At 47.9% G+C, this 20201-nt stretch carries 20 protein-coding genes and 2 pseudogenes; 6 read left to right on the top strand and 16 right to left on the bottom strand.

All coding sequences use genetic code 11. The annotated features are described in order from the left end of the window. The first annotated feature begins 121 nt into the window (after window positions 1–121). The 4 genes and pseudogenes from RS881_RS12895 to RS881_RS12875 all read left to right on the top strand — a co-directional run bounded on the left by RS881_RS12895 (window position 122) and on the right by RS881_RS12875 (window position 3196). Window positions 122–927: pseudogene (locus tag RS881_RS12895) on the top strand (SnoaL-like domain-containing protein). Between the two features lie 223 nt (window positions 928–1150). Beyond that, window positions 1151–1633, top strand: coding sequence for a protein-disulfide reductase DsbD domain-containing protein (locus RS881_RS12885; RefSeq protein WP_315821449.1), 483 nt, complete (start codon window positions 1151–1153; stop codon window positions 1631–1633). Window positions 1634–2201: 568 nt separating this feature from the next. Beyond that, window positions 2202–2606: a helix-turn-helix domain-containing protein gene (locus RS881_RS12880; RefSeq protein WP_315821448.1), complete on the top strand. Its 405-nt coding sequence runs from the start codon at window positions 2202–2204 to the stop codon at window positions 2604–2606. Next, window positions 2600–3196 (top strand): S24 family peptidase, encoded by a 597-nt coding sequence (locus tag RS881_RS12875; RefSeq protein ID WP_315821447.1) that lies wholly within the window; start codon window positions 2600–2602, stop codon window positions 3194–3196. Before RS881_RS12880 ends, RS881_RS12875 begins: the two co-directional genes overlap by 7 nt. A 579-nt stretch (window positions 3197–3775) precedes the next feature. Here the strand turns inward: RS881_RS12875 and RS881_RS12870 are convergent. The 5 genes and pseudogenes from RS881_RS12870 to RS881_RS12850 all read right to left on the bottom strand — a co-directional run bounded on the left by RS881_RS12870 (window position 3776) and on the right by RS881_RS12850 (window position 8841). Beyond that, window positions 3776–4339: a glycoside hydrolase family 35 protein gene (locus RS881_RS12870; protein ID WP_315821446.1), complete on the bottom strand. Its 564-nt coding sequence runs from the start codon at window positions 4337–4339 to the stop codon at window positions 3776–3778. Beyond that, window positions 4315–4848 carry a beta-galactosidase gene (locus tag RS881_RS12865; RefSeq protein WP_315821445.1) on the bottom strand — a complete coding sequence of 178 codons (534 nt, stop codon included), beginning with the start codon at window positions 4846–4848 and terminating at the stop codon, window positions 4315–4317. Before RS881_RS12865 ends, RS881_RS12870 begins: the two co-directional genes overlap by 25 nt. Before the next feature lie 70 nt (window positions 4849–4918). Then, window positions 4919–5478 (bottom strand): annotated as a pseudogene (locus tag RS881_RS12860) (beta-galactosidase). A gap of 181 nt (window positions 5479–5659) precedes the next feature. Further along, window positions 5660–7198 carry a glycoside hydrolase gene (locus RS881_RS12855; protein WP_315821444.1) on the bottom strand — a complete coding sequence of 513 codons (1539 nt, stop codon included), beginning with the start codon at window positions 7196–7198 and terminating at the stop codon, window positions 5660–5662. A gap of 167 nt (window positions 7199–7365) precedes the next feature. Then, window positions 7366–8841 carry an RICIN domain-containing protein gene (locus RS881_RS12850; RefSeq protein ID WP_315821443.1) on the bottom strand — a complete coding sequence of 492 codons (1476 nt, stop codon included), beginning with the start codon at window positions 8839–8841 and terminating at the stop codon, window positions 7366–7368. A 105-nt stretch (window positions 8842–8946) separates the two neighbouring features. Here RS881_RS12850 and RS881_RS12845 point away from each other — a divergent pair, with 105 nt between their 5' ends. Next, entirely contained in the window at window positions 8947–9210 is a 264-nt protein-coding gene (locus tag RS881_RS12845; RefSeq protein ID WP_315821442.1) for a hypothetical protein, read from the top strand. Window positions 9211–9215: 5 nt separating this feature from the next. Here RS881_RS12845 and RS881_RS12840 read toward each other — a convergent pair whose 3' ends face one another. The 9 genes from RS881_RS12840 to RS881_RS12800 all read right to left on the bottom strand — a co-directional run bounded on the left by RS881_RS12840 (window position 9216) and on the right by RS881_RS12800 (window position 18416). Continuing rightward, window positions 9216–10922: a RagB/SusD family nutrient uptake outer membrane protein gene (locus tag RS881_RS12840; protein ID WP_315821441.1), complete on the bottom strand. Its 1707-nt coding sequence runs from the start codon at window positions 10920–10922 to the stop codon at window positions 9216–9218. Between the two features lie 14 nt (window positions 10923–10936). Beyond that, window positions 10937–12670, bottom strand: coding sequence for a SusC/RagA family TonB-linked outer membrane protein (locus tag RS881_RS12835; RefSeq protein ID WP_315821440.1), 1734 nt, complete (start codon window positions 12668–12670; stop codon window positions 10937–10939). 23 nt (window positions 12671–12693) lie between these two features. Beyond that, window positions 12694–13629, bottom strand: a complete 936-nt coding sequence (locus RS881_RS12830) for a TonB-dependent receptor plug domain-containing protein (protein WP_315821439.1) — start codon at window positions 13627–13629, stop codon at window positions 12694–12696. An 11-nt stretch (window positions 13630–13640) separates the two neighbouring features. Continuing rightward, on the bottom strand, window positions 13641–14027 hold the full coding sequence (locus RS881_RS12825; protein ID WP_315821438.1) for a carboxypeptidase-like regulatory domain-containing protein: 387 nt from the start codon (window positions 14025–14027) through the stop codon (window positions 13641–13643). Window positions 14028–14301: 274 nt separating this feature from the next. Continuing rightward, window positions 14302–15348: a response regulator transcription factor gene (locus RS881_RS12820; protein ID WP_315821437.1), complete on the bottom strand. Its 1047-nt coding sequence runs from the start codon at window positions 15346–15348 to the stop codon at window positions 14302–14304. Continuing rightward, window positions 15345–16367: an ATP-binding protein gene (locus RS881_RS12815; protein ID WP_315821436.1), complete on the bottom strand. Its 1023-nt coding sequence runs from the start codon at window positions 16365–16367 to the stop codon at window positions 15345–15347. The genes RS881_RS12820 and RS881_RS12815 overlap by 4 nt, the downstream gene beginning before the upstream one ends. Before the next feature lie 17 nt (window positions 16368–16384). Beyond that, the gene (locus RS881_RS12810; RefSeq protein ID WP_315821435.1) at window positions 16385–16738 is read right to left on the bottom strand and encodes a two-component regulator propeller domain-containing protein; all 354 of its coding nucleotides are present in this window, start codon (window positions 16736–16738) and stop codon (window positions 16385–16387) included. Window positions 16739–17079: 341 nt separating this feature from the next. Further along, complete coding sequence (locus tag RS881_RS12805; RefSeq protein WP_315821434.1) at window positions 17080–17580, bottom strand: ligand-binding sensor domain-containing protein; 501 nt, start codon at window positions 17578–17580, stop codon at window positions 17080–17082. Further along, the gene (locus RS881_RS12800) at window positions 17508–18416 is read right to left on the bottom strand and encodes a ligand-binding sensor domain-containing protein (RefSeq protein WP_315821433.1); all 909 of its coding nucleotides are present in this window, start codon (window positions 18414–18416) and stop codon (window positions 17508–17510) included. Before RS881_RS12800 ends, RS881_RS12805 begins: the two co-directional genes overlap by 73 nt. A 153-nt stretch (window positions 18417–18569) precedes the next feature. Here RS881_RS12800 and RS881_RS12795 point away from each other — a divergent pair, with 153 nt between their 5' ends. Then, window positions 18570–18827 (top strand): polyhydroxyalkanoic acid system family protein, encoded by a 258-nt coding sequence (locus RS881_RS12795; protein ID WP_315821432.1) that lies wholly within the window; start codon window positions 18570–18572, stop codon window positions 18825–18827. A gap of 368 nt (window positions 18828–19195) precedes the next feature. On the opposite strand, the gene RS881_RS12790 is transcribed toward RS881_RS12795, so the two are convergent. Further along, a complete protein-coding gene (locus RS881_RS12790; protein ID WP_315821431.1) occupies window positions 19196–19750 on the bottom strand; it encodes a hypothetical protein in 555 nt (184 codons plus the stop codon). An 8-nt stretch (window positions 19751–19758) separates the two neighbouring features. Next, window positions 19759–20175: a hypothetical protein gene (locus RS881_RS12785; RefSeq protein ID WP_315821430.1), complete on the bottom strand. Its 417-nt coding sequence runs from the start codon at window positions 20173–20175 to the stop codon at window positions 19759–19761. Window positions 20176–20201 lie beyond the last annotated feature (26 nt).

Here is a 20201-nt window from a genome sequence, read left to right as displayed (position 1 = left end):
TCTGTCCAAATCAACCCATCACAAAGTCCAATATGCACCCCGGCTATGCAAGAATCAGACAATACTTTTACAGTCTGCAAATCATCATTAACCAAGGTTATTCATACCTAAAAGTAAAGTCATGCAAAATCAAGATTTCACACTTACGTTTACAACCAACCATTCGCCCCGGGAAGTATTTGATGCGGTGAGGAATGTACGAGGCTGGTGGTCGGAAGATATTGAAGGCAATACCGGCCAACTCAATGATGAGTTCCGGTATCAATACCTGGACGTTCATCGTTGCACGATGAAGTTAACAGAAGTGATTCCAGATCAAAAAGTGGTATGGTATGTACTGGAGAACTATTTTAGTTTTACCGACGACACAAAAGAGTGGACGGGCAACAACATCATTTTTGACATCTCGCAACAAGGCAATCAAACGCAGCTTAGTTTCACGCACCAGGGGTTGGTTCCGGAATATGAATGTTACAGTGCCTGCACCAAAGGATGGGCGCAATATATACAGCAGAGTTTGCCGAGCCTGATTACTACGGGCAAGGGGCAACCCAATACACGTAAACAAGCCTATACGATTCATGAAGTGGCGGCACAATTCGATATACTGGCACAGCAGGAAAAATGGTTTGAGATCCAGGATACTTTGTTTGCTGACAATGTTAAAAGCATCGACCCGTCGCATTCGCCTTATTTTAAGAATGCCGAGGGAAGGCAGCAGTTCGCAAAAAGGGGGAAGACTGGGTAAAACGGGTGGAAGCGGCACACAAGCTATTTACGGGCAAACCCATTGTGGCGGGTAATCATTTTGCGGTAGTACGGGAGGTAGATATTACAGTACAGGGATTTGACAGGATACATATTAACCAGATCATGCTGTATGAGGTAAAAGACGGAAAGATCATATCGGAGCAGTTCTTCTATTAGGATATTTTAGAAGGCAACAAGGCATCGAGGCAAAAGGCAACGAGCAAGACCTCGACGGCCCTTGGACAAGCTGCTGTTGCACCAGGCCCCTTTCCCGGTAATACGAGGGAGGGGCCTCGTTATTTATCCAGGTGCATGGGTAAACAATAACCCGGGTCTGCAGGATATCTTTACTTTTTTAAGTTACCATAACATTTGTACATTGTACTTTAGGAAAGTTTGTGTGTCTTATCGTAACCCCCACACCAATCATGAAAAAGGTATTGTTCTATTTGCTGTATTGCTGGCCTTTACCATGGTGGTAAAGGCACAACTGTCTGACCCAGTTAAATGGACCTTTGTCGCCAAAAAGAAAGCAGCCAACACGTATGAAGTGATCATCAGTGCCGTTTTTGCCAAACCCTGGCACCTTTACTCTCAAACGACTCCCGATGGCGGCCCTGTACCTACGAAGATCACGTTTAAGAAAAATCCTTCCCTAACGATGGAAGGCAAGGTAAAAGAGGTAGGCGCTATGAAGACGGTTTACGAAAAGCTCTTTGGTGTAGATGTAAAATACTACAGTGAGGAGGTCAATTTTGTGCAGGTGGTGAAAGTGAAGGGGAATGTTAAAACCAATATTACGGGAACGGTAGAATACATGACCTGTGATGACAGACAATGTATGCCGCCTACCAGCAAAGCATTTAATATTCAACTACCCTAGGCACTTGATCGCCAATTGTATACCCAAAGCTTTACAACAGGTACGCAAAAAACCGGCCGCATGAGCGGCCGGTTGCCTGAGAAGGCAAATCCCCATAGGATAAAGTGCAGGGATTTGTCCGCAACGGACGTCCTGCATTTAAGCACAGACAAACTACTAAAACAACTATTCAAACTACCTACACGGAACGAAGGTCCTGTGTGGATAAGCGGATAGTTTCTTAACTCTTAGCTCGATAATACTGGTCGATCAGGTTGCTGATCAACAGGCCGAGGACGATGCCGGCACAAAGGATCATGATCAGGACCATGGGCAAGCATTTAAAGGCGCTAAATTCCCCGGTACGCTGACGGGCAGGTACCAGGCGCCCGATGGCGCTTGCCGGAAAGGAATGGATCGGTTTAGGGTTTCAGAGGAAAGCAGTTTTGGTTTGGTACGGTTAAATTTCATGGTGTTGAGGTATCTTTGTTTTAGGAACATTGCCCAACAAATATAGGAACTATTTGGAACAATTGCTAATATTTTTAGGAAATTTGTTATTCACATTATCCCCTGTTAATTCAACCTCATGGCATTTGGTAAAGAGATAAAAAGGCTTAGAGATGGTATTAATTTATCGGCGCAGAAGCTGGCCGACCTGATTGGTATTGATGCTGAACGACTTAGAAAATGGGAACAGAAAGACCTGAATCCCCGGGAAGAGGATGTGCTAAAGATTGAATCGTATTTCGGTCTGCGGCTGGAAGAGATCATGGGCCTGCAGCATTTCAGAGCGGCGACGCTGCCTCCCGGGCCGCACACGGATGCCATTGCCCAAGCTGTTGAGCGGATCATTGAGGCCCGGGAATCGAAAGGATGGACACAAACGGAGGTAGCCGACAAATTAGGTATAGCCCTGGGGCAAACCTATTCGCTAAGGCAGTACCAAAAGATGGAGGCGGGTGAGTTTCCCAAGTTTAAAAAGAAGTGGTAAAGCAATTGGAAAGTCTATTGAACATATCCATATATGAACTAATATATGAATTAAACAATCCCCGATATGAAGGTTTAGACGCGCTATTGGAAGGACCGGTCAATCACCAGGCATTGCGGCGGAAACGGAAGATGGAAGAAGACTATGAAAATGATGGGATTATTTATGTGCCCATTGCCGCTCAGGCTGGTTACGCCAAGTCATACGGCAGTCAGCTTTTCCTGCATCACCTGCAAAAGTTTGTGTTGCCGGGGTTTCCTTACCGGGGCGAAAAATACCGGGTGTTTGAAGTGAAGGGAGACAGTATGGAACCAGTATTCAAGGAAGGTTATCATTTGATATGTGAGCGCATTGAACAGGAGGGCTGGTTACAAATAGCACAATTTTATGCGTACATCATTGTACTGGAATCGGATATTATTTTGAAGCGGCTGGCCTTTAAAGACGATGCCAATTATGTAGCCATCAGTGATAATGAGTTCTATAAGCAGTTCCTGTTGCCCATGAATGATATTAAAGAACTCTGGCTGGTAAAAAGGAAAATGGACTGGGAGATGGCGCCGGGGAAGAAGTATAAGATTGAGATCTGAAGAGGCATTAAGGCGAGGCTAGGAGGAAACGAGGATGCGAAAAAGCTTTGATCATCCTTTGACAGGCTACTTTAGAGTCCGAAAGTCCGGAAGTCGGGAAGTTGGAAAGAAAAAACTTTTAGTCGTTTTCGTCAGCCTTTCGACAAGCTACTTTAGAGTCCGAAAGTCCGGAAGTCAGAAAGTCCGGAAGTCGGAAAGAAAAAACTTTTAGTCGTTTTCGTCAGCCTTTCGACAAGCTACTTTAGAGTCCGAAAGTCCGGAAGTCGGAAAGAAAAACTTTTAGTCGTTTTCGTCAGCTTTTCGACAAGCTACTTTAGAGTCCGAAAGTCAGAAAGTCCGAAAGTCGGGAAGTCGGGAAGTTGGAAAGAAAAAACTTTTAGTCGTTTTCGTCAGCCTTTCGACAAGCTACTTTAGACGAATGCCTGGGTCCCTAGCCGGAGGCCAGGAAATAGACTCTTCCCGCCATACGGCGGGATGGCGAGCGAGTGCAGCGCTTCTTTAGCCCAGGGTGAGCCGTCCTTAGAGGGCCGACCCACCCTTCGACAGGCCGGTCTGTTACTTGTGTATTCGTCAGCGGGGCTACTTCTTTTCTGCCAGCACATCGAGGACTGGCTTATGCAGGCTTTGCAAACTGTTTTGACCGGTAGTCAGTAATTCCAGTACTACGATTTCATTCTTCCCTTTCCGGAGCCATTCAGCCGGCACATAGATGGTTTGCTGGGGACCAATGGCCCAGTAACGGCCCAGGTGATGGCCATTGACCCATACGGCGCCCTTGCCCCACAGGCGCATATCGAGATAGGTATCCCCTGTTTTAGTTAATTCAAATACTGCCTTTTTCAGTATGGGCGCTTGTTTTGATTGGTAAGGTTTGTTGAAGGAGATATTACCAATATGGTCAAAGGGCAAGGAATACATTTGCCAATTGTGGAGTTCCTGTCCGTTAAATGTGACGCGATTGGTAATGCCTTTTTCATTCTTTAATAAATTGGGGCCAAAGTTGATGCGTCCCATGTTTTCTACCAGGATGTCGATGGTTACGTTACCCGTTGGTAACTCTACCAGCAGGCTGTCCTGCTTCAAGCGTCTGTCCAATACGCCGACTCTTTTTCCATTGATCAAGACGATGCCATAATCGCGCAATTCTTTGATGGTAAGGGTTCCTTTTTACCACCCGGTTGTATAGTACGGTACAATACAAAACCATAGGGTTGATTGAGCGCTTCAAAAGTGAGTGGTTGAAGGGATGACTTTGGTGCAGGTAATACAGAAAAGATATCTGTTGTTCTTTGGAAAGTAATGGCTGGCAAAACAATGGTTGGTTTAGGCACTGGTATTTCGGGCAAGGATTGTCCGGCAGGCAGGTGCTTTTGAATGATATTCCTGAACTGCATAAACTTAGGGGTGGCATTGCCCGCTTCATCCAGCGGGGCATCATAATCATAACTGCTGGTCTGGGGTTCATAAAAACCGGTATCGTAACAGTTGGCGCCATTCATGAACCCTCTTGTAGTACCACCATGAAACATGTACATATTCACAGAGATGCCGCCGGCCAGCAGGGTGTCTAACTTGCCGGCATAATATTCCGCCGGAACGGTATGGTGTTGTACGCCCCACCAATCGAACCAGGCGGGGTACCACTCTGCCACATAAAAGGCCCTTTGCCATTGTTGTATTGGCGCACGAGTTGTTTTATCTGCCCGGGCTTATCCAATCCATTCACTGCTGGCAAAAACCGGGCAGGTATCCTTTGACTACATCGCGTGCAGGATCGCAGGTATAGAGAAGGCAATCAAAACCAGCCTCTACAAATAGCTTTTGATTAATGGCTAAGTATTCCTTATTGGAATCATAGGAGCCATATTCGTTTTCGATCTGTACCAGTATAATATTGCCGCCATGGGTTACGAGGTAGGGGGATAATTGTTTACCCACCTGGTGAATGTAATTTTTATACGCAGCCAGGTATTGTGGTTCGGTACTTCTTACCTGCAAGCCTTTCCTATTCTGGAGCCAATAAGGATAACCGCCAAACTCCCATTCAGCACAAACGTAAGGACTGGGTCGCAGGATGACCCATAGACCTTCTTCCTGGGCAATTTTTACAAAAGCGGCAATATCATTGTTGCCTGAAAAATCATACACGCCTTTTGAGGCTCATGCACATTCCAGAACACATAGGTGCCAATGGTATTAAGGCCCATGGCTTTGGCCATTTTCATCCGTTGCCGCCAGGCTTCGCGTGGTACACGGGGATAATGGATCTCGCCGGAAATCATCTGGAAGGGTTTGCCGTCCAATAAAAACGCCTCTTCGCCATAACTAAAACTATGGGCTGCTTGTGCTATTGCTCCCTGCCGGATAATCAATAAGGCGATCATCCATACAATACATCTAACCATGATAAAGGGTCTTTTTATGAATAATGTTGCTAATAAGTAAAGGACAGCCGGCATTGGTTTATTGGTAGGGAATTACCAGTGTAACAATGCTTTCGGGTTGAATGTCCAGGGAACCAGTAACCTGTTGCCTGGCCAGGCGGCTGGATACGCCGGTGGTATAGGACGTCATTTGTGTAAGGTGTTTTGTTCTTTTACCTGCCGGTAGCTGGATGTTTAAGGAATAGGTTGCTTTGCCGGTATTCACGATCACAGCTACCAGTTTGTGTAACTTACTATCGCGGTAGGCGGAAACAAAACAATCGGTGGTTGTGGCGGGAAAGGATGCGGCCACGCGTTGCATACCCGGTCTTATGAAGCGGCTGTAGTTGCCTAAGGCCCATAGCATTTTGCTATCATAGTAATTCCCATCGGTTTTACTCTTGTCGATATAGATCAATCCATCTTTGTAATCGTAGGGAGAGATGGCCAACCACCATTGCCAGGCTGCTGCATTGGCTATGGCCAGATCGGTATGCAGGGTGCGGGCCAGGTATAAGGCCGATTGCATGCCGGTATCGCGTTTATTACCGCTGATCTCTCCTTCATTATCGCCCAGTATACAATACTCCGTTTGCCAGAAAGTAAGTCCGTTCACAGCAGCCACCCGTGTGGCCAGTTCCTTCCTCAGGGTTACTGATTGTTGGTAAGGGGCGGTACTAAAGTAACTGTGGCCGGCTATTACTTTGGCCAATGGGACTAAGTTGCCAACATAATTGGGTGATGCCCGCTGCCAAAAATCATTCACCTGGTTGCCCTTGCCCGGTTTATCATCCTCCTTCAACAGGTATTTGATATTTCCTGCTTCGCCTAGCAGTATTTTGGTGGGCAGTTTGTGTTGTTGTAATTGGCGGGACAATGCCTTCACTGCTCCACTGATCTGTTGGTTGGTAAACGGGCAGCCTTCCTGCCCGCCATCGCTCCAATCCCATTGGGGTTCATTAATGGGGCTGATGTAATTAAAACGGATGGCATGTTTTTGCTGGATGGCTGCCAGGGCTTTTACGGTATAGGCGGCCCAGGCAGTATATTGGGTACTATCGATATTGGATTGGCCCTTCACTGCAGCAAAGGCCTGCTTATTTTTAGTGAATTGTACAGGCGGGCTGTTGTAAAAAGCCAGGAAATTATTAACGCCCCGTTGCCTGGCAGCCGTTAAAAACCATTGCTCCCCTGCCTGTCTATTCCAATTGTAACTGCCATCTGTTTCCAGAAAAGATCCGGCCCTGCGCCATTCATCTTTAATACCGCTGGCATTGGCTTGCTGGCTGCTACCTGCACCCAGGTTAAAACGCCATAGGGAAAGGCCAATGCCTTTGGGATTGCCATTGGACATGGTATCGAGGCTAAACAACCAATCGGCGATGGCATTCTTTTTAGCATCGGGCCAATTGCCTACAAATTGGCAGGCCCAGGCATCGGAAGCACCAAAGTTGTCGATGGTTTGAAAGGTGGTATTGGCATCAATGGTCAAGGCAATGGTAGCAGACTGTGCTGCTACCATTTGACTGTACAATAAACAAACTGCTGGTACGAATTGCTTTGCGTTCAATTGAATCATTGTTTCCTTGTTTACGATCCCATGTCGTTTACTTAAATGTGATTTCGGTTTGTGCTCCTACTTCCTGTAGGGTTAGCCGCGCTTAGAGGGCAACCCACCCAAAGACAACGCTTCGACAGGATCAGGGTGACAAGGCCAGGGTGACAACTAACGTAAACGACATGCCATTATAGTTGCGCTATCTGCCATTGCTGGTTGCGGCCTCCGCTATAGGGCCATTGAATAATGCCGGCCCCATTGGTATTGGAAGCTCCATTAACATCGAGTGATAAACCGCTGTTGCGGTTGATGATCTCAAAGTATCCAAATCCTATATCTATAATTTTCCATTGCTGGTTATTACCTCCCCAATAATCCCATTGCACAATACCGGTACCACCGGCAGTAGAACTACCATTTACATCGAGGGCTTTGTTGCTATTGCGGTTGATGATGCTGAAGTAGCCATTGCCCAGGTTGGTGATCTTCCATTGCTGGTTATTACCTCCCCAATAATCCCATTGGATAATGGTGCCACCATTGGTGGTGGATGATCCGTTTACATCCAGGCTCTTATTGCTTTGCCGGCAAACCAGCTTATACCATACGGAGCTGTTGAAGCCAGCGCCCGGCTGGGTGATGCTGTTATTACCCCAGGCATATTGCAGGCGCGATAAACCGGATGCATTGTTGGTGGTTAAGGTGGTTCCACTAAGGGTCAATAAGCTATAGCCGTCGCCATCGCGCAGGCCAGGCCAGTATACGCAACCCATGGAGCGGGCCAATATACCATTGGTCATGCCCTGGAAATAAGCGACCTCACGGTCGGTACCCGGCGCACCGAGGTAATTCTTCCCATTGGTCATGGGAATACCAAATTCGGTCACCACGGTACGGGCAGGATAAGCAATGGACTGAATAGCGGCTTCCCAATCGCCGGTGGTTGTTTTGTTGTTATCGAACCAGGTGTAATTGTGGCAGGACAACAAGCAATTGGTAAAACGGGTATCGGACCCCACTACATTTACATCCTGGGCATACCCTGCTCCATCCAGCAGTATGCGGTCCTGCGGCACGGATGGATAATTGGTGAGCCAGGTAGCATAGATATTCTTCAGGTCGGTGGCACTATAACCATGTGGTTCGTTGAAGGGCTCAAAGAATACGTGGCTGTTTCCGGCATACTTGTTCACGATGGTCTGCCACATGCTCCAAAACTGGGTTGTATTATCAATGATGCCATCTCTTGAACTGCTGCCTTCCCAATAGGCCAGGATCACATTCATGCCCTTGTTGACAGCGGTATCGATGGCGCCTGTATAGGCATTCCACCAGGCTTGGAGCACGGTGGGTGGATTCACGGGCATACGGATGGTATTGGCGCCTATTTGCTGGAAAGCATTGATGATGTTACCGGCTTTTGATTTGGTGGTGGCATAGTTGTCGGTGGACGATAAGCCACTGATGACCACCCAGCCATCTTCAAAATTATCATCGGGGTCGGCCCAGTTCACGCCTTTCAGGTCGGCCGAAGTAGCCAGGAGTGAAACGGATGCCTGGACTGCGGATGTGGCATCATCATTGATGCCGGTTGTTTCTTTCAGATTTTTCCTGCAGGCAGTTAGCGCCAACAGGAGAAGCAGGTAACTTAGTAACTTTTTCATAGCAAGCGTTTTTTGATGAAGGTTTAATGATTGAAAGGGAACGCGGTTAGTTGGGTGAGCCGCCCGGGAAGGGTCCGAAAGTCCGAAAGTCCGGAAGTCCGGAAGATGGAAAGAAATACCCATCAACAAGGTCCTTTTAAACTACTACCCGGGTTTGTAGCCGGAGGCTACAAAATAGCCTCACTCGCCAGCGGCGAGCGAGTGCTGGATATCCTGGAAGGGCGACGCACCCTGAAGGCGGTTTCGACAAGCTCCTTTAGACCAAAGGTGAGTCACCCTGCAACCCGGCAAAGCAGCGCGGCAGGGTGGCCCAACTTCTACAAGGTTGAAGGTCGACAGGCACCTGACAAACGTTACTTTACTAAATGACTTGATCAATAATTGTCGTTTTGTTTGATCTTGTTGGCCGAGGCCTGTATTTCGGCACGGGGTATGGGTAGCCAGTAATGCTGGGTCAGGAACTTGCGGCCATCGAGGGCCACCTTGGGTGTATAGGTAAAATTGCTGCCTGACTTACCGATGAGCATACCGCCTGCGGGTTTATTCTCTGTGATATCGGCAATTTTCCAGCGGCGTACATCATAGTAACGGTGTTCCTCAAATGCCAGTTCTACTCTTCGTTCGGACCGTACCAGGTCGCGCAACTGTGTTTGTGAAATCCCTGCTGCAATGGCAGGCATGTTGACACCCATGCGCGCCCTTACCTGGTTCACCGCTGCTCTGGCGGTGAAAGTAGCACCGGCAGGCAGTACATCCGGCCCATAGGCTTCGTTGGCCGCTTCGGCATAATTGAGCAATACTTCTGCATAGCGGAAATAGATCCATGGTTGGAATCCTGCATTGCCCCAGGGATTTTGTAATGGATAGGCATCGTTCATGAACTTCCTGAGGTAATAACCTGTTTTGGAAGTGTTCCAGTTCTCCGGACCATCCTTGCTGTCTTTACCACCAGGCGTAAACGTTTCAATGGTCGCCCCGCGGTAGGTAGCGCCATTGTACAGTACGGTGGCATAAAAGCGGGGGTCGCGGTTATCGTAGGGATGGGTGGGATCATAGCTGGTGCCGGGTTCTGTAATGGTGGTACCATCCATCATGCGGTAATCATCTACCAGGTTTTGCATGGGCAGGTTGCCTCCCCAGCCACCATAACCATTGGGACCATTGGCAATTTCGAGGTGGGTATGATTGGCATTTTTGGTGTAGAGGCGGGCAAAGATGATCTCGTTGTTGTTATCGGTGGTTTGGAACAATTTACCGTAACCGTCCTGGTAAATATTGTATTTGTTCAAAGCGATCACGGCTTGTGCTGCGGTGGCTGCCGCAGCCCAGGTACCGGTAGCATAGAGGGGACTGGCAGCGTACAGCAATAACCTTGCTTTGAGTGCTAAAGCAGCGCCTTTGGTAGCACGGCCCAGTAGCCAGTTGCCATCATTATTGACGGGTAATGAGGCGGCGGCTTCATCCAGTTGCGCTACTGCATAATCAATGCTTTCTTTGAGGGTAGCTCTTTTAAACAGGGACTCGTCCTGTAAATTATCTTCCAGGTTCAGTACCTTATCGCCCATCAGTACTACGCCACCGTAGTTGCGAATGAGGTCATGATAGCGGAAAGCCCTGATGAATTGCAGTTCTCCTTTGAGCCTGTTCTTGCGCTCCTGGCTCATGGTGATGGCTGTGAGGCCATTCAAGGCAAAGTTGCACTCGCGGATACTGCGGTAGCTGCGTGGCCAGATGGTGCCGGCCATACCCAGGTTTTCCGGCGCGAGCAGCCCCCGCTGGATCAACCAGGTATTGTCGTCGTTGTTGTAGATTGACTCATCGGTAACAGAACTCCACATACTGTACTCGAATCCCCTGCCGAAACCGGGATCGGTACCATCGCCTTCTTTGTCCTGCAAACGGGCGCCAATATACCGGTTCACTACAAATGCCTCAAACACCACCGAGTCTGTCAGTACCACCCCTTCGGCAATTTTATCTGTAGGCTGTATGTCGAGGAAATCTTTCTTACAGGAAACCAGCAGGGTGGTCAATGCGGCCACACCCATTGCATATTTAAGTTTATTGTTGATTTGCATCATTCTTTGTTTTAAGGTTAGAACCTGACATTTACGCCCACGTTGATGATCCTTTGCTGGGGATAGAACTGGCCGCTGCCACTATTGCCCTCGGGGTCATAGTCTTTTACTTTGGTAATGGTAAACAGGTTAAAGGCATTTACATAGATCCTGGCGGCTTGCAGGCGTACGGCCGATAAAGCCCTGCCTGCTACATTATATCCTAATTCGATGCTCTTTAAGCGCAGGAAGGACGCATCGTTGAGCCAAAAGGTATTGTTGTATAAGCCACCATTGATGGAAGAAGAGGTACGGGTATCTACACGCGGATAGGTTCCATTGGTATTGGAAGGGGTCCAACGGTTATCGGCCCAACTACTGTAAAAATTACCTACGGTACCTGATTCGGGCAATACATACTGGCTCACTTTTGTCTGACCAGCGAATACAGCGGACAGGTCGAAATTCTCATACTCTACTGACAGAACGGTACCATAAGAAATGAGGGGAATATTGCCGTACCTGCTTCTTACCTGATCGTCGGCAGTGATCTTTCCATCGCCATTGTAATCCTGGTAGATGAGGTCGCCCGGCTGTGCAGCACTCAGATGGGGTGTTTTATCGATCTCTTCCTGGGTGCGGTAAATGCCAATGGCATTGTACAACAGATAGGTGTTGAGGGGATGGCCGGTTTGCCTTTGATGGCTTAATACGCCGGGCGCTTCGTCGATAAACACGATATTGCTTTTGGCATAGGTAAAATTACCGGTGATGGTATAACGCAGTTTACCCTTTCGTTTAGAATAACCCAGGGTAGCTTCAAACCCATTGTTGTCTACTTTACCAATGTTCTCAGATGGCACCAGGGGATCGGCCTGGAAGGGGTTTACAATACCTGAAATAAATGGAATGGAAGCATTGCGGGTGGCCAGGATATTGGAACGTTTCTGCCGGAAATAAATGAACTCAAGATTAAAATTATCCAGGAAGGTGGCTTCAATACCTATATCCAATTTACGGGCATCTTCCCAGTGAATATTGAGGTTCTTTAATTTGGTTAGGTCCAGGCCTGGCACAATGACCGGTCCGCTGCCGGAATTCACTACAAATTGGTTCTTTAGGCTATAGTTGGTAAAGTATTGGAACAGGCCGACGTTGTCATTACCCAGTGCGCCATAAGAAGCTCTTAATTTGAGGTCATTGATAAAGGTCAGGAAGTTCATAAAAGGCTCTTTGGATATTCTCCAACCCAGGGAGGCAGAAGGGAAAAACCCGTATTGGTTGCCTTTGGGAAAGGTAGAAGAGCCATCGATACGCATTTGCACTTCGGCCAGGTATTTTTCATCGAAGTCGTAGGCGATCTTTCCGAAATAGCTTTTGCGGGTAAAGCTGTAACTGCTGCCGCTGTTGTCGCGGTCGGTTGCAGCTGAGCCGCCTTGTGACAATTCGGGGGTGAGGGTACTTAGGAAGTTGATACGGGAAGCGGCAAAATTCTCACGTTTGATCTGGCTTTGCTCGTATCCGGCAAAGGCATTGAGGTGATGACTGGCCCAACCAGTTTGGTAATTGAGTTTGATATTATAGGTGGATTGGGAAAGGGTTTGTTGTGATTGGTTGATAGAAGCAGCATTATTGTTGCCCCCTACAATACGAGGTTCGTAAACATTGGTACTCTTTTTATAGGTGTATAATACGTAGGGGGTAGCAAATGCTTTACTGAATGACCAGGAACGGTCAAAAGCCGCAAAACCATCCACGGACAGTCCTTTCACCGCCGCAATATTGTAACTGCCTTTCAGGATACCATTAAAAACCTGGGTAGGGTTTTTATTGATGCCTCAATGCCGGTAGCCATCATGATGGGGTTATTGCCTTCGATACCGGAAGAGGGTAATGCATTGGGATAGCGGGCAGGTATGGTGGAATAGGCGCGGTAAATAGAACGGAAGATATCGCCGGCGCCGGCTATAGGATACTGGCGGTTCTCTTCCCGACCTGACAGGTAGAGGCTGACTTTAAAGTCTTTGGTGATGTTGGCATCGATATTAGAACGGAAACTGTATTGTTTGTATTTGGTAGCGCCGCTCTTGTATAAACCATCCTGGTAGAGCATACCAGCGCCTACGTAGTAGCGCACATTTTCGGAGCCGCCTGAAATAGAAATATTGGCCTGGTTTTGTAAAGCAGTTTTCTTCAATGTTTCTTTGGTCCAGTCGGTATTGGGATAATTGATGGGATCGCTGCCGTTGGCAAATTTGGCGATCTCGTCCTGGGAGTACTGCTGGTTTAGGCCACCTGACTTGTTGTTGTAGTAAGCCACTTCATTGCTAATGGCGGCATAGGTAGCAGCATCGGCCATATTGGGTAACCTGGTGGGAGATGCAAATCCCTGGTTGAAACTGGCATTGATGACGGGTTTGCCTGTTTTACCGCGCTTGGTGGTAACGAGGATGACGCCATTGGCAGCGCGGCTTCCGTAAATGGCGGCGGAGGCATCTTTCAATACGGAGATGCTTTCGATATCGTTGGGATTTAATCTTTCTAATCCGCCTACCTGACCGGGCACGCCATCTACTACGATGAGCACATCGTTGTTGCCGGTGGTAGCCAATCCGCGAATGGTAAAGGAAGAGCCATCATAACCCGGTTCGCCACTGCGGTTATTGATCACAATGCCCGAAAAACGGCCGGCCAGTGAGTTGGATAGATTGGGCTGGGGACTTTTAACCATATCGGCCCCTTTTACCACGGAAATGGAACCAGTAAGGGTGGCTTTTTCTGAGCGTTGTACCCCACGATCACCACTTCGCCCAGGCTATTGCTTAGCAGGTCGAGCTGGATATCCAGGGCGCCGACGCCTGCTACAAGCGCTTCTTTGGAGGTGTAATTGACGTGGGAGAAAACCAGGGTGGCATCGGTTGTCGCATTGATGGTGAACTTACCCTGTTCATTGGTGAGGGTGGCGGTTTGGGTGCCTTTTATTGTTACGGTAACACCGGCTACAGGTGCATCGCCCGACCGGACGGTACCTGAAACAGGTTGTTGGGCTATGAGGGAAAGGCTGAGGAAAGTGAATAAGCTACAGCATAGCAATTTCAGGGGTATACCCATTGGCAGGAATCGTCTCATATTTACAAGCGGTGTTTAGTTTTTACAATCGTTTCGCAATCTGGCCGGGTGTTCGCTTTTTGGCATGGCGGGACGGCCCGAAACACTAAGGTAACGGTGTGAAGTGGGGCCGCTGGGTGGGCCAACTGATAAAATGAGGGGGTAAATTGTATGATCTTGCTCTTTCTGGATAGTTAATACGGCCTTGTAAATAAATAAGTTATCGTGTAAACCAGGTAAACTGTCACTCCAGACCAGGGTGAGCCGCTCTTGGAGAGCGACCCACCCTAAGAGGTTAAAAGCCCTCTTCTTCGCGCAGGATGTTCAAGTCGTTGTTGAAAGATTGGCGGTATTTCTTAATGTAATCGGAAGGGGTCATACCAAATAGCTTTACAAATTGCTCGCGGAAGTACCTGGTATCACCGATACCGACCTGGAAGGCAGCCTGGTTGACATTCATGTTTTCGCGGATCATGAGCACGGCCGCCCGGCGCAACCTGACGCTGCGGATGAAAGCATTGAGGGACTGGCCAGAGATATGTTTTACTTTGAGGTACAGGGTTGACCGGCTTAACCCCATGGCCTTGCAGAATTTCTGGATGGTAAAATCTTCTGTATCCAGGTTTTGTTCCACCACTTTAAAACAATGGCGCAGGAATTCACGGTACTCGGTGGGTACTTTGATGGAAGATTCCTGTAAGGTGATGCTGTCGAGGAAATACCGTTGCAACAGGTTGCGGTTCTTTACAATGGTTTCTACCCGGGCCAGGAGCAATTGGCTATCGAAAGGTTTGGTAATATAATCATCGGCCCCGCCTTCAATACCCTTTAATTTGGTATCGGCCGATGAAGCAGCGGTTAATAAAATAACGGGGATATGGCCCAGGAGATCGGATTGTTTTACTTTGCGGCATAGCTCCAGGCCATCCAGGCCATCCATATTGATATCGCTGATAATGAGATCGGGCAGGCGCTTGTTGGCCTGTTCGAGACCAGCGAGGCCGTTATCTGCTGTATACACATGGTATTTGTCTTTAAATATATGTTGCAGGTAATCTCTGATCTCGGCATTATCGTCGACCACCAATACGGTTTTCTTTTCTGTGATCATTTCTTCGGCGGTTCTTCCTTCGGCAGGCGCCGCTACCTGGCTGGCCACGGGTGTGGCGGTTTCGCCGGCGAGTTCCTGCAATAGGCGGTGATCGGTATTGCCGGCTGTATTGATGGCATTTATGGGCAGGTGTGTCATTCCTTTTTGGAGGTAGATGGTAAAGACGGCACCTTGCTGCAATTTACTGCTCACCTCCACTCTACCCTGATGGCTGGTAATAAAGTGTTTCACCAGATAGAGGCCAATACCAAATCCTGTTTTTGGGTACCGGCAGCAGGAGCCTGTTGAAACTTCTCAAAAATATTGGCGGTGTCCGTTTCGGGAATACCGCAACCGGTATCTTGTATGGCAATGACTATATGGGTGGCAGTTTGGCTCACCTTAAAAGTGATGGTACCACCATCGGGGGTAAACTTAAAGGCGTTGGAAAGCAGGTTGAAGAGGGCTATTTCGATCTTCTCATAATCTGCATATAGCATTATTTCCTGACCGGCAGTGGTAAACTGGTATTGTATATTCCTGGCCTGGGCCTGTTGCACGAAACACTGGTATACCTCGTTGCAGAGATCAATGATATTTAAGTGGGATATTTTAAGGATATCATTGCCACTATCGGCTTTGCGGAAAAGCAATAGCTGATCTACCAAACTCAACAAGCGTCGGGCATTACGGTAAGCTACGGAGAGTGCCACATCGGTTTGCTGGTTCAGTTTTTCCCGGATGGGATTGATGATGAGGGATAGTGGGGTACGGAATTCGTGGGATATATTGGTAAAGAAGGACAGCTTTTTCTCCATCAGTTCTTTGTCCTTTTCATTTTCAAGATGGGCCAGCCTGATCTCGTAGCGTAATCTTTCCTGGCGGCGGGTGTATCGGATATAGGCATAGATGCCGCTAAACAGGATGCAAGCATATAATATATAGGCCCACCAGGTTCTGAACCAGGGCGGCAAAACGGTAACCTGTAATAACCGGGCTTCGGTGCCCCAGCTTCCATCGGGATTGGAAGCTTTTACCAGGAACTGGAAGGTACCTTCCTGCAGGCGGGAATAATTGGCAGTTCTGCTGTCTTTCACATAGTTCCAGGTTTTATCCCACCCCTGGAGTAACCAGGCATATTTTATTTTATGGGCGCCGGAATAATCCAGGGCAATGAAGTCGAGGGAGAGCACGGCCTTGTCATAAGGCACAGTAATATGTTGTATGGTTTCGAGGTTGCGGGCGGTAATGGCAGGATCATCTTCTTCCACGGGTTTGTTATTGACCCTTACTCCATCCAGGAATACAAGGGGGTGGGCTGCTGTTCGGTTATACTATCGGGGTGGAAGCTATTAAAACCCCTGATACCACCAAAGAGGAACTGGCCGCCCGATAAGGCCAGGGCAGCATTAAAGCTGAACTGGTTGCTTTGCAAGCCATCGGTTTGGGTGAAATTGGTACAGGTGTTGGTAGCGGGATTAAACCGGGCCAGGCCATTGTAGGTACTGAGCCAGTAATTACCTTTCGCATCTTCCAGCATGCGGAGAATGGTATTGCTGGGTAGTCCTTCGGAAGTGGTAAATTGTTTATATTGGCCGGTATTTTTATCCAAAAGGAGTAAACCCGCGCCTTGTGTACCCAACCATAATTGGCCATTCTTATTTTCATGAATGCTGCGTACGGGAAGACCAATATTGTAAACGCGGTGTTGTTTGTGTACGCGGTCGATCCTGATGACAGCGGTATAATTGCCACCCCATAAATTGCCCTCCCTGTCTTCAGCAATGGATTGGAGGTTGACGATGGCCGGATCAAAAGCTCAAAGGTATTGGTGGTGGGATTGAAGCGGTACAGGCTGCCATCGTTGGTAGCGCCTGCCCATATATTTTTTGGGCATCTTCGTACACGAACCAGGCATTGGTCTCTTTGGTATTGGTGTGTGGATTAAAGAGGGTAAAGTGTTCAAAGCTGTGGCTACCTTTTTCAGGCGGTTGATGGCTCCAAACCAGGTGGATACCCAAATGTCCTGTCGGGTGTCTTTGATGATGCCGGTGATAAAATTGCTGCTGATGGAAGCGGGGTTACGCGGCTCGTGGCGAAAGGTGGTATAGGTACTTTTTGGCGGTTCCAGTAACGCAGGCCAGCGCCATCGGTGCCTATGTATACATTGTGTTGATCGTCCTCGCAAAAGGACAGGATGAAATTATCTACCAGGGAATTGCTGCCGGGTGCGCTGTAGGTAATGTGGCGGAAAGGCTGGGCCCTGGGCTCGATGAGGTTAATGCCGCCACGCAGGGTGCCTATCCACATGCGTCCATCGCGGTCTTCGCGGATAGCATATACCACATTGCTGTTGATGACGGAGACCTCATTAGGTAGTTTATAAGGGATGGCAACGGGGGCGCCGGTAGTCAACCTGTAAAGCCCTGCTCCATCGGAACCAATCCATAGCTTGTCCTTTGAATCGAGGTAGAGGTTGACCACATTGCTGTTTTCCGGCATCCGATTATTGGAAAGGGTATGTGTAACGGCATTGAAGAGGAAGAGGCCATCGGCATTGCCAATCCAGAGATCGCCTTGTTTATTGGCCAAGAGGCAAAAAGCCTGTTTGACATTGGCATCAACGGGGTGAAGTTGTTTTTCAGGGTATCGTACTTACACAAACCATGGCCTTGTACAAACACCCATATATTATTGTGGGGTTGGTCGTATTCGATCTTGCGGGCCTGGTAATTGTATATTGTTCCTGCTGCTGTAACCAGGGGCACCTGGCTGGCGGTTCTATTGCTGTTCTCAAAAAGGAGTAAACCGCTGAAATAGGAGCAAGCTAATACGGAAGTATTGTTGATACTCCTGATGGAAGTTATTTCCTGTTGTATTTTAATGGGCCTGCGTTTGGCTTTGTCGATGTACCAACCGGTGGTGAATTTCCCGGTCAATGGGTTATAGATATTGAGCCCATTTTGTCCGCCAATCCAAATATTGTGCTGGGCATCGCCTTCAATATTGTATACGTTGTTGGTAGAAAGGGAAGTGCTGTCGCCTATGATATTCCGGAAGATCCTGAAGTTATAGCCATCATAGCGGTTCAATCCATCGTAGGTGCCAATCCACATAAAGCCCTGGTGATCCTGGTAAAGGACTACTACGGCATTGTTGGAAAGGCCCTGCTCTATGCCCAGGTAGCGCACAGGCGTGCCACCTGCCCTACTCACAAGACTGGCTATGAAGAAAAGGACGACCAGCAAAAGTGTTTTAAATAACATGGTTGGTATTGGCTTATAAAGAAATGATGGACGGGACAGGTATAAATCCAACATTAAATTACATTTTTTGATGCAATGAGGGGTTATTCCTGGTTGGAACTGTTGTGGTTTTCTATTGCGCTGAAAGGGGTTTTTGTGTACGCCTCGGAAACAGTCTTTATATTTGCCTTTTCAGGTTATTAATCCGTGCATACAAAACTATAAACGATGTCAACGCTGAATCTCGATATACCACACGAACTTCCCAAAGAAGAGGCGCTGGAAAGAATTAAAGGGCTGCTTACCAACTTAAAAGAGGAGCAAAAGCAGATCATTTCCAATGTAGCAGAAAAATGGGAAGGTGATAATGGGCAGTTCAGTTTTTCGGCCAAGGGGTTTGACCTGGCTGGGAATATAGAGGTACAACCTTCGCGTGTAAAGATCAATGCCGACCTGCCCTTTGCGCTGTCTTTTTCAAAGGCATGATCAGTTCGGTGATCATGGACAAAGCGACTGCCTTGTTGAAATAATTATTGGTTACCGGCAATCAATGGCCGTCTTCATCTTATTTAGTTGTTTTTCAGGCTTCAAGAGAATCTTGTTCTTTTGCCTTAGGCGATGGCCCAATTGGCTATGGCATAAAGTACGGGTTATTGCAATGCGGGAAGGCCTGCCGGAAAACGATTACCAACTAAACAGGTATGAAGTAGTGGGCAACCGGGGTTTTGCCGATTTTGCCAAAGCGTTTGCTTTTGCTTATAACCATCATTCCCGATAAAGCCATATAATTAGCAGGGCTGCCCAAACCTGTGGGCAGCCCTTGCTTATTTTATCCTACTATTCTTTGAGCTCTTTTATTGTTCCCTGGTCCTGTTCCTGTTGGATATATTGAAGAAGGGCAGGTCTACGGCCAGGAAGAAACACCAGCGAACGACAGGATTGCGCACGGTAGTATTGTTTCCTCCATCAATCTTCGCTAAGCCGGGACCATACTGGAATCCATAACCCAGCGATAAAGGGAGGTTGCCGGGAAAGCCGTATACCAGGTAGAGGCCGGGTGAAAATATTTGTCCCAGCTTGACGGAGTAATCCTTGGTGACGGTGGTACTGGCAGTACCTGTAGCACCTGGTACGGAATCTTTGCGCAGCTTGTAATCGACAATAGCGCCGATGTCAAACACGGTTCCATATAAACTAAGGCAACCTTTTTCCTGCCAGCTTAAAAAGCCGGGTGTCCAGGCCACGCCGATGGTGGCCGTAACGCCAAATTTATCGGACCAGGCGCCCATGGAAGCGGTTTTGCCGTTGGAGGTAGACAGGTAAGCACCGAGATAGGTTTGCAAAGTGAAATTGGAATGGGTGTTCTTCTTGATGGTAGAGCTGCCCACAGGCAGGATGACATTGGACAAGGCTGCTTTTACTTCATCGGGGTTTTGGCCTGGGCCATATTGGCCATGAAAATAGCATAGGGTTTTACCTTTTCTACAAAGGTGGACAGTTTGTCCAACAGGTCATTTTTATCGGCAATGGTCCTGGTGGAGCCTTTCACGAGGTTGTGTACCTGTGTCAGGATGGATAAACCATCATCTACGGCCTGGGTATACTGTTGGGTATAAATGTCTTTGTACAAGCTGTTGGATTTTCGGGCAAGGGTAAGGTACTCGCCGGTAGAGAAGCGGGTATCAAATATTTTCACCAGACTAAATGCATAGTCAATGGCATCCAATGACAGGTTGATATAATTGTAATAGTCTTCATTCTCCAGCTTACGCCCAGACCGAAGGTCTTTGACAGCGGTATTTACTTTGGTAGCCAGGCCGATGAACCCGGACAATTTGCTTTGAAAAAGAAGATATTGTC

This window comes from Paraflavitalea speifideaquila (genome assembly GCF_032395985.1).
Taxonomy (GTDB): domain Bacteria; phylum Bacteroidota; class Bacteroidia; order Chitinophagales; family Chitinophagaceae; genus Paraflavitalea; species Paraflavitalea speifideaquila.
This window is presented reverse-complemented; position numbering and strand designations above follow the sequence as displayed.

Coding starts and splice junctions, on each gene's coding strand:
- RS881_RS12880 (WP_315821448.1), top strand. CDS start 2,202: ATGGCATTTGGTAAAGAGATAAAAAGGCTTAGAGATGGTATTAATTTA.
- RS881_RS12855 (WP_315821444.1), bottom strand. CDS start 7,198: ATGATTCAATTGAACGCAAAGCAATTCGTACCAGCAGTTTGTTTATTG.
- RS881_RS12850 (WP_315821443.1), bottom strand. CDS start 8,841: ATGAAAAAGTTACTAAGTTACCTGCTTCTCCTGTTGGCGCTAACTGCC.
- RS881_RS12845 (WP_315821442.1), top strand. CDS start 8,947: ATGGAAAGAAATACCCATCAACAAGGTCCTTTTAAACTACTACCCGGG.
- RS881_RS12840 (WP_315821441.1), bottom strand. CDS start 10,922: ATGATGCAAATCAACAATAAACTTAAATATGCAATGGGTGTGGCCGCA.
- RS881_RS12830 (WP_315821439.1), bottom strand. CDS start 13,629: ATGGTTAAAAGTCCCCAGCCCAATCTATCCAACTCACTGGCCGGCCGT.
- RS881_RS12825 (WP_315821438.1), bottom strand. CDS start 14,027: ATGAGACGATTCCTGCCAATGGGTATACCCCTGAAATTGCTATGCTGT.
- RS881_RS12800 (WP_315821433.1), bottom strand. CDS start 18,416: ATGTTGGATTTATACCTGTCCCGTCCATCATTTCTTTATAAGCCAATA.
- RS881_RS12795 (WP_315821432.1), top strand. CDS start 18,570: ATGTCAACGCTGAATCTCGATATACCACACGAACTTCCCAAAGAAGAG.